Here is a 12,209-nt window from a genome sequence, read left to right as displayed (position 1 = left end):
ATGATCCTGGCCTCCCTCCTTTTCGCGTTCCTTGCTGCCGCGCTGCACGTCTTCATCTTCACGATGGAATCCGTGACCTGGACCAAACCGGCAACGTGGAAGCGTTTCAGCATCGAGTCCCAGGAAAACGCGGAGATCACCAAGTCACTGGCCTACAACCAGGGCTTCTATAACCTGTTCCTGGCCGTTGGAGCCCTCATTGGCATAGGCCTGGTGGCTGTCGGCGCCGACGGCTCGGCGCAGGACGTTGCCGGCTGGACCCTCATCTTCGCCAGCTGCGGCTCAATGCTGCTGGCGGCGCTGGTCCTGGCCCTGTCCGGGCGCAAGTACCTCCGGGCGGCCGCAACCCAGGGCGCCACGCCGCTGCTCGCCGTCGTCCTCGGCGTACTGGCTGTGGCTCTCTAGCTGCTTGCCACTCCAATTGCGCGGCACTTTTACACCTGCCGCGCCGCTCAATCCTTCTCCGCCCCTGCTGGCGGGCGCACAATAGTGCTGTGAACAGGGCCGGAACGCTCCGGGGTGCACGGTGGGTACCGCCGGCGGCCTGAACGGAAGCCTCCGGGCGGGGACGGCGGGCGCGGCGGGCCGTGATCCGGTGATCGACCTTGTCCGGTTCGCCTGCCTGGCCCTGGTGGTGGTGGGCCATTGCATGATGGTCAGCCCCGTGCTGCACGCCGACGGGACGGTGACCACGCAAAACACCCTCGCTGAGCAGCACTGGTTCGAACCCGTCATCTGGATCTTCATGGTGATGCCGCTGTTCTTCGTGACCGGCGGGATGACAGGCCTGGAGTCCTGGCGGCGGCTGTCGGCAAACGGTGGCACGGCTGCCCTGTTCATCCGGGCACGCCTGCTGCGGCTGGTCAGGCCCGCCACGGCCCTGCTGGCCGTGATGTTCCTGGGGCTCGGCGCGGCCCAACTGCTCGGTGTGCATCCCCAGGTCATCGAGCTGATGGCAGCCGGGGCAGGAATGCCGCTGTGGTTCCTGGCCGCATACCTCGCCGCGCAGCTGAACATTCCCCTGCTTGCCGCGTTCCACGCCCGTGCCCCATGGCGGACCTTCCTCCTGCTCACTGCGCTGGTGGTGGCTGTCGATTGCCTGCGCGGCACCCTGCCACTCCTGGCCAACATCAACCTGCTCTTCCTGTGGTGCGCCGTCCAGCAGCTGGGCTTCCTCGTCGCCGACGGCAAACTGGCAGGGCTCTCACGCTCCGGTCTGGCAGCGGTGACCTTGGCAGCGAATGTCCTCCTGGGCGCCGTGACGGGCCTGGGGCTCTACCCCGGGAACATGCTGGTGAACCTCAACCCGCCCAACCTGGCCCTCCTGCTGCTGGGCGTGTCCCAGGCGGCCCTGATGGAGGCGGCGCGGCCGGTCCTGGAAGGGGTGGCGTCGTGGCCGTGGCTCAGCCGGATGCTGCAGACCGCCGGTGCCAGGTCCCTCACGGTGTATCTCTGGCACCTGCCCCTGCTGGCGGCCATGTCCGGCCTGCTGCTGCTTGCGCCCGTCCCGAAACCGGAGTCGGGAACGCCCGGGTGGTGGTGGGCGCGCGCCGTGGTCCTGCCGGCACTGCTGCTCCTGCTGCTGCCCGTCATCGCCGCCTTCGGGCGCCTCGAGGACACCCCGACGGCGGCTCCGGGCTCCGGCACCAAGCCCGCCGCGGTGGGCGCCGCCGTCGTGGTGGTCTTCCTTCCGGTGGCGGATGCAGCGCTGGGCGGCCTCACCCTCGCCCTGCTGGGAACCGGGGCTGCCTTCTTTGCCCTCACCCAGCTGATCCTCGGTGCGGTGCCCTGGCGGAGTCCTGTCCCTGGGCGCAAAACGGCCGCCGCTGGTACGCGCGGGCGTGCCGGGCGCAGGAGGGGGCGGAAGGGCATTGCCACGGGGGTGAAGTAGTGCCAGTGTCGAACCATGACCGAGAACACGTTGTCCACCGAGGATAGGTTCGCCCCCGATGTCACGCTGCGGCGCAACGACGCGGAGCACCGGTATGAACTGCTGGTGGGCGGCAGGCTCGCCGTGCAGTCCTTCTTCCGGGACCTGCCGGGCCACATCGACTTCACCCACACCGAGACAGGCCAGGACTTCGAAGGCCGGGGCCTCGGCAAGGTGCTGGCGCATTTCGCCCTGGACGACGTTGTGGCGACCGGCAAACGCGTCATCCCGCACTGCCCCTTCATCTCCAGCTACCTCCGCAAGCACGAAGGGTACGAGCAGTTCGTCGACTGGCCGGAGGGATAGTGCGGCAGTTCTTCAGCTGCCGCCACGGGAGCCGCGTGGGCGGGAGCGGCCTGGGTTCGCCGTAGCGCTACAGCTGGTGGGAGCCGGTCCCGCTGCATGGCGGGACTGCGGTCATTCCTGCGTCAGCTGGCCAGGGCCTGGTCGCTGACCGTGGCGCTGAAGGCGGGATCGTCGAGGGTGAAGCCGCAGGCGCAGCGGTACGTGACGACGGTTTCGGCCGGTGAGGCCGGGTCGGCGGGCAGCACCCCGCTTTCGTCGACGTAAACAGGCTGCCTGACGGGCAGGTCCAGCGGATCGAGCCGCTGCATCGGCGTGCGGCAATGCATGCGCGAATTGAGGGTGACCAGGAGCCCCAGGTCCAGTGGCTGGGCTGTGCTGCCGGCTGGCTCTGTGCGTTCCCCGGACGCGGCCAGACGGTGTTCCGTTGCGGTGGTCATGCGATGTTCATCCTTGGGCTTCTTCACGAGGCTGCTCTTCCAGCCCCGCCGCGAACTGCTTGCGGAGGTCATTTATCCCCACAAGCAAAGCATGCTTACTAAAGGTGTGACAAGCCGGACATTCCCGTCCGCGGCCGCCCCCGCGTTGCTGGCGGGGCGTGAATTGTGCACCATGGGCCCGCTTCGGCGCCAGTCAATGACCTTCTGCACATCTTGGAAACCCTGTCATTCCGGGGCGAAAGAGAAATAGGGCACAAAAGTTTGATTAAAAGGGCATCCTAAGTAAGGCTTACCTACGCAACGCCCCCAAATTGCTGACCGAAGGAAGACCCGTGCCGCTGATGCCCCGACTCGATGAGACGCAAGTGGACCACTCCACCCGCCCCGATGTGCCCCGCCAGGACCTGGACAACACAGTTCCTCCGGGGCAGGATTTCGGCTCGCGCGTGGAACTGGCCCTCGGGGCAACCAACCACCTCTTCAATGCCCGGAACTCACCCCGGTACGTTGCGCAGGTGCTGCAGGGCGTCACTACCGTGGCAACCAAGCTGGAGCGGACCACCCGGCCGTTCACCGGCGTCGGGCCCGCCGAAATGCGGGACCGCGTGGGCGCAGTTGACCTGGACACCCCCCTGCCGGACACCGCCGCGGCACTGCAGGAACTTGAGGACGTCTACCTGCGTGACGCCGTCTATTTCCACGACCCCAAGTACGCCGCCCACCTCAACTGCCCCGTGGTGATCCCGGCGCTGGTGGGTGAGGCCATCCTGTCCGCCGTGAACTCCTCGCTGGACACCTGGGACCAGAGCGCCGGTGCCACCATGATCGAACGGCGCCTCATCGACTGGGCGGCCGAACGGCTGCACCTCGGTGACTCGGCGGACGGCATCTTCACGTCCGGAGGCAGCCAGTCCAACCTCCAGGCCCTGCTCATCGCACGGAACCACGCCGTGGCCGGCCTCCGCCAGGACCCTGCACGGGTATCCCTCCGCCTCCCGGCACTGCTGGATACCCTGCGCATCTTCACGTCCGAGGACAGCCACTTCAGCGTCCAGAAGTCCGCCTCCATGCTGGGCCTCGGGTTTGACGCCGTCATCACCGTCCCGTGCTCCGCGGACCACCGGATGGACCCGGCGGCACTTGCGGCGGCCATGGCGGAAGCCCACGACGCCGGCCTGACCGCCATGGCCGTAGTGGCAACGGCCGGGACAACGGACTTCGGCGCGGTGGACCCGCTCGCAGAGCTCGCCGCCCTGGCCCGTGCCTACGGTGCCTGGTTCCACATCGACGCCGCATACGGCGGCGGCCTGATGGTCTCCGGCCGGTACCGGCATTTGCTGGACGGCTCAGGCCTCGCGGACTCGGTCACCGTCGACTTCCACAAGACCTTCTTCCAGCCCGTCAGCTCCAGCGCCCTGCTGGTCCGGGAAGCGGCGATGCTGCGCCACATCACCTACTACGCCGATTACCTGAACCCGGAGAGCGCCGCCCTGGCGGACATCCCCAACCAGGTGGACAAGAGCATCCAGACCACCCGCCGCTTCGACGCCCTGAAGCTCTGGCTTACCCTGCGCATCATGGGGGCGGATGCCATCGGCGCGCTCTTCGACGAGGCCATCGACCTCGCCGCCCGCGTGGGTTCGGTCCTCGAAGCCGACCACGATTTCGAGCTTGCCGCCGCCCCGCAGCTGAGCACCCTGGTATTCCGCTACCGCCCTGTGCTGGAATCCGGCGCACGCCTCTCCGACGAGGACGCCGATGCCCTTAACCCCGCCATCCGGGCGGCCGTCTTCGCCTCCGGCAAAGCCGTGGTGGCCGGCACCAAGGTGGGCGGACGCCACTACCTCAAGTTCACGCTCCTCAACGCCGAGGCCACCCTCGAAGACATCACGGACATCATCACCCTCCTGCGCGGCACCGGCGCCGGACTCCTGCAGAAGGAAACCACCGCATGAGCACCCCCACCAACAGCACCATCTTCGACTTCGCCGCGATCGGCGTCGGGCCCTTCAACCTGGGCCTCGCCGCCCTCACAGAACCCGTGGAAGGCCTCAACGGCATCTTCCTCGAACAGCGCGATTCCTTCGACTGGCACCCCGGCATGATGCTCGAACCCGCGCACCTGCAGGTTCCCTTCATGGCTGACCTGGTGACCATGGCTGACCCCACCTCGCCCTATTCGTTCCTGAACTTCCTGAAGCAGACCGGCCGGCTCTACCGCTTCTACATCAGGGAAAACTTCTACCCGCTGCGTGCCGAGTTCAACCAGTACTGCCAGTGGGTTGCCGGGCAGTTGCCGTCGGTGCGTTTCGGCACGGCAGTGCAGGAGTTGGCGTACGACGACGGCGTATACCGGCTCTCCGTATCAGGTCCGGACGGGCCGGAGGTGCTTTACGCGCGGCGGCTGGTGCTGGGCACCGGCACCTCCGCGTACGTTCCGGCGGCCGCCCAAGGCATCGTGGCGGGTGCGGCCGCCGGAAACGGGGGAGTGGCCTTCCACAACGCCGAGTACCTGGCCCGGAAAGTCGAACTGCAGCGGCAGCGCAGCATCACCATTCTGGGGAGCGGCCAAAGCGCGGCGGAGATCTATTACGAACTGCTGCAGGAAGCGGACGCGCACGGGTACCAGCTGAACTGGGTGACCCGCTCGGGCAGGTTCTTCCCGCTGGAGTACACCAAGCTGACCTTGGAGATGACCTCGCCGGAATACGTGGACTACTTCCATGGCCTCCCGCCGGAGCAGCGCGACCACCTGAACAAAACCCAGAAAAACCTCTACAAGGGCATCAACTCGGACCTGATCGATGCCATCTACGACCTCCTCTACACCAGGAGCCTGTCCGGCATGGTGGACACCCAGCTGCTCACCCACTCCACGCTGACGGCCGCCGAATGGGACGCGGCCGCCGGGACCCACCGGCTGCACCTGGAGCACGGCGAACAGGGCGCCTCCTACACCCTGGACAGCGAGGCCGTGGTGCTGGCCACCGGGTACGGCTACCGCGAACCCGCGTTCCTCACCGGGGTACAGGACCGGATTGCCCGGGACGGTTCCGGCCGCTTCGCCGTGGACCGGAACTACAGCACCGGCGTTGAACCGGGCGAGATTTTCGTCCAGAACGCCGAACTGCACACCCACGGGTTCGTCACCCCGGACCTGGGCATGGGCGCCTACCGCAACTCCTGCATCCTCCGGGAAATGACCGGCCGCGAGATATACGCGGTGGAACGCAGCATCGCCTTCCAGCAGTTCGGGGCGCCGCTCACCGTCCCGGTTGGGCAGCCGGACCCGGCAGCGGGGAATGTATCCGTGGAGGTGCCGGCATGAGGTTCACGTTCCGGTGCGTGGACCCGGTGACGGACGCACCCCTCCTGCACAGCTGGGTCACCCAGCCGTACGCCTCGTTCTGGGGAATGCTGTCCGCCACCGAGGCCGGCGTCATTGACGAATACGCGAAGATCCAGGCGAGCGGCCACCACCACGCCCTCCTGGGGCTCGACGGCGGCGTCCCCGCCTTCCTGATGGAGGAGTACCTTCCGGCGTCCTCACCGCTGGCCGACGCCTACCCGGTCCTTCCCGGCGACGCAGGGATGCACCTGCTGGTGGCCCCGCCATCGGGCGTTCCGGAGCCGGGCTACACCACCGCAGTCATGGATGCCGTCCTGGCCCGGCTCTTCGCCAGGCCCGAGGTGGAGCGCATCGTGGTGGAGCCGGACGCCCGCAACACGAAAATCCACGCCCTCAACGAACGGTTCGGGTTCCTGCCCTCGGGAGTGGTGGGGCTGCCGGACAAGGATGCGCTGCTGAGCTTCTGCACCCGGGCCGCCTACCTCGCCGCCCGCGCAACCCTTCCCACCCTGGAACCCTCCGCCCGTATGGAATCCACCCGCCCCGAAGCCCTGCAGGGAGCCGCAGCACTATGACCGTCCAGCTCGAATCAACCGCCACCGCCGCCGCAGCGCCCCACCTCGAAGGAGACCGGTGGGATGCCGCCAACAGGCACCTGCTCCGCAAGGCGCTCGCCGAGTTCTCGCACGAACGGATCCTCACACCCGAGCCCGTGCCTGGCGCCCCGGAGGCCACCACCTACCGCCTGGCCAGCGCCGACGGCTCCCACGAGTACCTGTTCACCGCCAAGATCCTGGAGCTGGAGCACTGGTCCATCAGCCCCGATTCCATCCGGCACGTCCAGGACGGCACCGAAGCGCCGCTGGACGTGCTGGAGTTCATCACACTGTTCCACGAGACCCTCGGCATCAACCTGCAGATGCTCCCGGTCTACCTGGAGGAGGTCAGCAGCACCCTGGCCAGCCATGCCTACAAGCAATGGGCCGGCCAGCCCTCCGCCGGGGAACTGGCCGCCGGGGTGACGGGCGGGCAGGACATCGCCGCCGACTTCCAGGCAATCGAGCGGAGCATGACCGAAGGCCACCCCTGCTTCGTGGCCAACAACGGCCGGCTGGGGTTCGGCGTCAGCGACTACCTGGCTTTTGCACCGGAAACCGGGGCGCCCGTGCTGCTGGAATGGATCGCCGTGCACCGCAGCCACGCCGTGGTGAGCACCAGCAGCGGTCTGGACTACACCGCGCACCTCGACGCCGAACTGGGCCCGCTGGCCGGCAGCTTCACCAGCGAACTGCTGCTGCAGGGCCTGGACCCGGACCAGTACTTCTTCATGCCGGTCCACCCCTGGCAGTGGGAGAACAAGCTCACGGTCACCTTCGCGGCTGAAATCGCCCGGCAGCGCATCGTCTACCTGGGAACCGGAACCGATTCCTACCAGGCCCAGCAGTCCATCAGGACGTTCTTCAACACCAGCGCCCCGGCCCGGACGTACGTGAAGACCGCCATGTCCGTGCTGAACATGGGGTTCATGCGCGGCCTCTCACCCCAGTACATGAAGGCCACGCCGGCCATCAACGACTGGCTCCGGAAGCTGATCACCGCCGACCCCGCAATGCAACAGCGCGGCTTCACCATGATCGGCGAAATCGCGGCCATCGGCTATCACAACAGGACCTACGAGGCCGCGTCAGCCAGCGGCTCGCCGTACCGGAAGATGCTCTCTGCCCTGTGGCGGGAAAGCCCGCTGCCGCTCCTGGAAGACGGGCAGCAGCTGACCACCATGGCCGCGCTGCTGCACGTGGATTCCGCCGGAAAGCCCATGGTCTCCGCCCTGATCGAGCGCTCCGGCCTGGCCCCGGAGGACTGGCTGCGCCGCTACTTCGAGGCGTACATGGTGCCGCTGGTGCACTGCCTCTACAACTACGAGCTCGCCTTCATGCCGCACGGCGAGAACGTCATCCTGGTCCTTGAGGACGGTGTTCCGGTGCGGGCCATCATGAAGGACATCGCCGAAGAGATCGTGGTGATGGGCGACCGGCTAAAACTCCCGGAGGAGGTTTCCCGGATCCGGGCGGACATCCCCGACGGCGAAAAGGTGCTGGCCATCTTCACCGACATTTTCGACTGCATCTTCCGCTTCCTCGCGGCACTGCTCGACGACGATGGGACGCTTCCGCAGGAAACCTTCTGGCGTACCGCCGCCGACGCCGTGCGGGACTACCAGGCACAGCACCCGGAGCTGGCCGGACAGTTCGCGCGGCACGACCTCTTCGCTGCCGACTTTGAGCTGTCCTGCCTGAACCGCCTGCAGCTGCGGAACAACCAGCAGATGCTGGACCTCACGGATCCGTCCGGAGGCCTGCAGATGGCCGGCCGCCTGGCCAACCCGCTGGCACTATTCGCAGGAAGTAGTGAGGAGAATGACGGAGCCAAGTAGGGGCAGCGGTGGCTAGGCTGGCTGTATGACGCAGACCACTTTACGGACCACTGCCCTGGTTACCGGCGCCAGCGCAGGACTGGGCGCCGAGTTTGCCCGCCAACTCGCTGCCGAGGGCTGCCACCTGGTGCTGGTGGCCCGCAACAGGAGCCGCCTCGAGGAAGCTGCCGCGGAGCTGGAACGGCGGTACGGAACAACCGCTGAGGTGCTCCCCGCCGACCTGACGGACGACGCCGACGTGGCCGCCGTCGTCGAACGCCTCTCCGATCCGCAGCGCCCGGTGGGCATCCTGGTCAACAACGCGGGCATCGGGCTGCTGCACAACTTCGAGGACAACCCCGTGGAGGAGGAGAAGAGGCACCTGAAGCTGCACGCCGAAACCGCACTGGTGCTCTCGCACGCCGCGCTCAAGGGCATGCTGGACCGTGGCGAAGGCCGGATCATCAACGTGGCCAGCATCGCCGCCTTCCTTCCACGCGGAACCTACTCGGCGGCCAAGGCGTGGCTGCTGAGCTTCAGCCGCTGGGCCAACCTGGCCTACCGGACCCGCGGCATCAAAGTGACGGCGGTGTGCCCGGGTTTTACGCACACCGAGTTCCACGACCGGATGGGGATGGACAAGTCCGTGGCACCGAAGTGGACCTGGTTGACGGCCGAGCGCGTGGTGCGGGAGGGGCTGGCGGACAACGCCAAGGGCAAAGCCGTCTCCATCCCGTCCAAGCGCTACAAGGTGGTGGCAGCCCTGGCCCGGATCGCTCCGCCCAGGCTAATGGCGGGGCCGCCGCGCAAGCCCCAGGAGGAGCGCGGGGGAGCGTGACCCCCGCCGGCGGACGGCCACCACAACGGCGATGCCCATCAGCGCGCCCACCAGGGTCTCGATGGCGCGCTCCAGGATCAGGACGCCGGGATCCGCGGGTGCCGCGAGCTGGGTCATCAACAGGATCACCGGCGTGAAGGACACCATGGCCAGGCCGTAGTGCCGCGTCATGAACAGCTCGGTGGTGAACTGGAACAGGATCACCAGCAGTGCCAGGACCACTGCCTGCTGCCCGGGGAACAGTCCGGGCAGCGTCCAGGGGGCGGGAATAATCACGACGGCGGTCACGGCCAGCCCCACGAACGTCCCCACGATGCGGTGGATGCCGCGGCGGACGCTGCTGGGGAGGTCCGCACCGGCCAGCGGAACAGCCGCGGCAGCCATGGCCCAGTGCGGGTGGCCGCTTCCGGTGAGGACGCCGATGGTTCCGGCGGCACCGACGGCCAGCACGTAGCGGGCGGCGTGGATCAGCATGGCGCGGCGGTCCACCGGCTGCGACGCGGCGGGGATGCGGACGGCCCCGCGCTGCCACCGGCGCCGACGGACCCACCCGGCGAATCCCACCAGGACCGCGAACGCCGCTGACCCCAGGGCGATCAGCAGTGCGGTGTACCAGGGGACCGCCATGGGCACCGACGCGCAGGCGCCCAAGGCCAGGATGCCGAAGAACGGGCCGTTGGGCTTGAGCCGCACGCGGTCCGAGTAGAGCGAGCCCAGTCCCGCCAGTGCGGCTTCGATGCCCACCAGCGCCCACGAATGGATGTGGTTGACGGACAGGAGCACGCCCACCGAGACGCCGCCCAGGAGCACCAGGGCTGCCTGGGACTGGTGGAGGACCCGCAGCTGGTGCGGTTCTGACCGGCCGTACATCCCGGTCAGGGCGCCGAAGACCGCGTAGATGATGAGGTCCGCCCGGCCCGTGGCAAGCAGGAGCAGGGACGGGACGGCCACGCTGAGGGCAACCCGCAGCGCAGCGAGGTGGTCCGCGTTCGCTGGCTCCAGCCTGTGGAGGGCGCGCACGTGCTGCAGGACTCGTTCCATGCCGTGCCACCTCCTCCGTGCTTCCGGCCGCTTTGCGGACGACTCAACCTTAAACGCTCGGACCGCCGCACCCGGTATGGGTACGGCGGTCCGTGTAACGGAGCGGAACAGTTGGCCGGTTAGGCGTTGACCGGGGCCTTGCCGCCGTCCTGCGGGTGGGTGTCGAACGGAAGTTCGTCAACGTTGATCAGCGGGTTCTCGTCCTGGGTCTTGACGAGTTCGCGGGCCTCCGCCTCGGTGTCCACGCTGGGCATGGATCCCGGAAGCGGGCGGTTGGCCGATTCCTTGAGGAAGTAGATTGCCACAGCGCCCACCAGGGAGGTGGCCATCAGGTAGTAAGCAGGCATCATGTCGTTGCCGGTCGATTTGATCAGCGCCTCAACGATGAAAGGAGTGGTGCCGCCAAAGATGGCCACCGCGAAGTTGTAGGCAATGCCCATCGCTCCGTAGCGGCTGGACGTGGGGAACTGTGCTGGAAGGGCGGAGGCCAGGTTGGCCACATAGAAGGTCACCGGGAAGGCGACCAGCGCGAGTCCGGCCAGCGTGGACCATACCTCGCCGACGCCGATCAGCAGGAATGCGGGGATGGCCAGGACGATGGTGCTCACGGCGCCGATCCAGAGCACGGGACGGCGGCCGATCCGGTCGGACAGCTTGCCAGTGAGCGGAATGCAGAGGCTCATCACAACCAGGACGGGGATGGTCAGCAGCGTGCCGTGGACCTCGTCGTAGCCCTTGGAGGCGGTCAGGTACGTGGGCATGTAGGACGTCAGTGCGTAACCGGCGGTATTTGCGGCGGCCACGACGACCATGGCCACCAGGATGGGGCGCCAGTAGGCCTTGACGATGCCGACGGGTCCCTTGGCGGCGGAGGTGTCGCCGTCCGTGGCGTTCTTGGCGTTCTCCTCCTGGGCGTCCAGGGTGGCCTGGAACTGCGGGGATTCCTCGATCTTGCTACGGAAATAGACAGCAATCAGGCCCAGCGGACCGGCAACGAGGAACGGGATGCGCCAGCCCCAGTCCTCCATGGTGTCCTGGCCCAGGGTCAGCTGTAGTACAGAGACCAAGGCGGCGCCGATGGCGAAGCCCATGTAGCTGCCCAGGTCGAGGAAGCTGGCGAAGAAGCCGCGGCGCTTGTCGGCGGCATATTCGCTGACGAACGTGGTGGCACCAGCGTATTCACCGCCGGTGGAGAAGCCCTGGATCAGCTTGAGGAGCACCAGCAGGGCCGCGGCCCACAGGCCGATCTGCGCGTATCCGGGCAGCAGGCCGACGGCGAAGGTGCTGGCGGCCATGATCATCAGCGTGGTGGCCAGGATCTTCTGGCGGCCGATCTTGTCACCGAGCCAGCCGAAGACGACGCCACCCAGGGGGCGGGCAATGAACGTGGCGGCAAAAGTTCCCAGCAGGAACAGCGTTTGCGTTGTCGGATCCGACTCGGGCAGGAAGACCGGGCCCATGGTGGTGATGAGGTAGCCGAAAACGCCTACGTCGTACCATTCCATGGTGTTGCCTACGATGGTGCCGCCGAGGGCTTTCTTCAGCATCGGCTGGTTAACCACGTTGACGTCAGATTCCTTGAGCCGGCGGCGCGGCAGCAGCCTCGGCTTCTTGGCAGCCAGAGGGGCTGCAGGGTCGGTTCCGCGGGCGTTCCTGGCGCCTGCTGAAGAGTCGGTGTTGCTTTGGTCTGTGGGCATTTGGTCAGCTCCTGTGGAGGTCATTTGCTTGCGACTACTTGCTGCCCCGCTCCGGGCAGGCCTTCAATTTTACGCCGATTTTGTAGCGTTCGCCCGTCTGATGCCGTACTGTCTACCCTTTTGGGCACGTTTCAGACCAACTTTTCGAGGTTGTTTTTCCCCGTTTTCCGGCGTCAATACTGGGAAGCATGCTGATTG

The 12,209-nt window shown here is 67.1% G+C and carries 11 protein-coding genes; 8 read left to right on the top strand and 3 right to left on the bottom strand.

Translation table 11 applies throughout. The annotated features are described in order from the left end of the window. From AC1DBN_RS19160 to AC1DBN_RS19150, 3 genes are all read left to right on the top strand, one after another. On the top strand, window positions 1-405 hold the full coding sequence (locus tag AC1DBN_RS19160; protein WP_091717727.1) for a DUF1304 domain-containing protein: 405 nt from the start codon (window positions 1-3) through the stop codon (window positions 403-405). Window positions 406-526: 121 nt separating this feature from the next. After that, window positions 527-1,891, top strand: coding sequence for an acyltransferase family protein (locus AC1DBN_RS19155; RefSeq protein ID WP_477723930.1), 1,365 nt, complete (start codon window positions 527-529; stop codon window positions 1,889-1,891). Between the two features lie 15 nt (window positions 1,892-1,906). Continuing rightward, a complete protein-coding gene (locus tag AC1DBN_RS19150; RefSeq protein ID WP_015935736.1) occupies window positions 1,907-2,236 on the top strand; it encodes a GNAT family N-acetyltransferase in 330 nt (109 codons plus the stop codon). Between the two features lie 122 nt (window positions 2,237-2,358). On the opposite strand, the gene AC1DBN_RS19145 is transcribed toward AC1DBN_RS19150, so the two are convergent. Further along, complete coding sequence (locus tag AC1DBN_RS19145; RefSeq protein ID WP_314216265.1) at window positions 2,359-2,673, bottom strand: hypothetical protein; 315 nt, start codon at window positions 2,671-2,673, stop codon at window positions 2,359-2,361. A gap of 332 nt (window positions 2,674-3,005) precedes the next feature. Between AC1DBN_RS19145 and AC1DBN_RS19140 the strand changes: the two genes are divergently transcribed. Genes AC1DBN_RS19140 through AC1DBN_RS19120 form a run of 5 tightly spaced genes read left to right on the top strand, consistent with a single transcriptional unit; the run spans window position 3,006 to window position 9,273 of the window. Continuing rightward, entirely contained in the window at window positions 3,006-4,628 is a 1,623-nt protein-coding gene (locus tag AC1DBN_RS19140; RefSeq protein ID WP_477723929.1) for a pyridoxal phosphate-dependent decarboxylase family protein, read from the top strand. After that, on the top strand, window positions 4,625-6,001 hold the full coding sequence (locus AC1DBN_RS19135) for a lysine N(6)-hydroxylase/L-ornithine N(5)-oxygenase family protein (RefSeq protein ID WP_477723928.1): 1,377 nt from the start codon (window positions 4,625-4,627) through the stop codon (window positions 5,999-6,001). Before AC1DBN_RS19140 ends, AC1DBN_RS19135 begins: the two co-directional genes overlap by 4 nt. Further along, window positions 5,998-6,597, top strand: a complete 600-nt coding sequence (locus AC1DBN_RS19130) for a GNAT family N-acetyltransferase (RefSeq protein WP_477723927.1) — start codon at window positions 5,998-6,000, stop codon at window positions 6,595-6,597. The genes AC1DBN_RS19135 and AC1DBN_RS19130 overlap by 4 nt, the downstream gene beginning before the upstream one ends. Further along, the gene (locus AC1DBN_RS19125) at window positions 6,594-8,456 is read left to right on the top strand and encodes an IucA/IucC family protein (RefSeq protein WP_477723926.1); all 1,863 of its coding nucleotides are present in this window, start codon (window positions 6,594-6,596) and stop codon (window positions 8,454-8,456) included. Before AC1DBN_RS19130 ends, AC1DBN_RS19125 begins: the two co-directional genes overlap by 4 nt. Window positions 8,457-8,481: 25 nt before the next feature. Beyond that, window positions 8,482-9,273: an SDR family NAD(P)-dependent oxidoreductase gene (locus AC1DBN_RS19120; RefSeq protein ID WP_091717737.1), complete on the top strand. Its 792-nt coding sequence runs from the start codon at window positions 8,482-8,484 to the stop codon at window positions 9,271-9,273. On the opposite strand, the gene AC1DBN_RS19115 is transcribed toward AC1DBN_RS19120, so the two are convergent. Next, complete coding sequence (locus AC1DBN_RS19115) at window positions 9,223-10,314, bottom strand: FUSC family protein (RefSeq protein WP_477723925.1); 1,092 nt, start codon at window positions 10,312-10,314, stop codon at window positions 9,223-9,225. The two genes, AC1DBN_RS19120 and AC1DBN_RS19115, sit on opposite strands and share 51 nt — an antisense overlap. Window positions 10,315-10,433: 119 nt before the next feature. After that, window positions 10,434-12,011, bottom strand: coding sequence for an MFS transporter (locus AC1DBN_RS19110; RefSeq protein ID WP_091717741.1), 1,578 nt, complete (start codon window positions 12,009-12,011; stop codon window positions 10,434-10,436). Between the last annotated feature and the right edge of the window lie 198 nt (window positions 12,012-12,209).

The organism is Pseudarthrobacter sp. 10T415, assembly GCF_056394175.1.
The sequence above is the reverse complement of the archived record's forward strand: the minus strand, read 5'-3'. Positions and strand labels throughout refer to the sequence as shown.

Bases quoted from the DNA above. Each gene is read 5' to 3' on its own strand.
- AC1DBN_RS19125 (WP_477723926.1), top strand. From the start codon at position 6,594: ATGACCGTCCAGCTCGAATCAACCGCCACCGCCGCCGCAGCGCCCCAC.
- AC1DBN_RS19130 (WP_477723927.1), top strand. From the start codon at position 5,998: ATGAGGTTCACGTTCCGGTGCGTGGACCCGGTGACGGACGCACCCCTC.
- AC1DBN_RS19115 (WP_477723925.1), bottom strand. From the start codon at position 10,314: ATGGAACGAGTCCTGCAGCACGTGCGCGCCCTCCACAGGCTGGAGCCA.
- AC1DBN_RS19120 (WP_091717737.1), top strand. From the start codon at position 8,482: ATGACGCAGACCACTTTACGGACCACTGCCCTGGTTACCGGCGCCAGC.
- AC1DBN_RS19145 (WP_314216265.1), bottom strand. From the start codon at position 2,673: ATGACCACCGCAACGGAACACCGTCTGGCCGCGTCCGGGGAACGCACA.
- AC1DBN_RS19110 (WP_091717741.1), bottom strand. From the start codon at position 12,011: ATGCCCACAGACCAAAGCAACACCGACTCTTCAGCAGGCGCCAGGAAC.
- AC1DBN_RS19150 (WP_015935736.1), top strand. From the start codon at position 1,907: ATGACCGAGAACACGTTGTCCACCGAGGATAGGTTCGCCCCCGATGTC.
- AC1DBN_RS19160 (WP_091717727.1), top strand. From the start codon at position 1: ATGATCCTGGCCTCCCTCCTTTTCGCGTTCCTTGCTGCCGCGCTGCAC.
- AC1DBN_RS19135 (WP_477723928.1), top strand. From the start codon at position 4,625: ATGAGCACCCCCACCAACAGCACCATCTTCGACTTCGCCGCGATCGGC.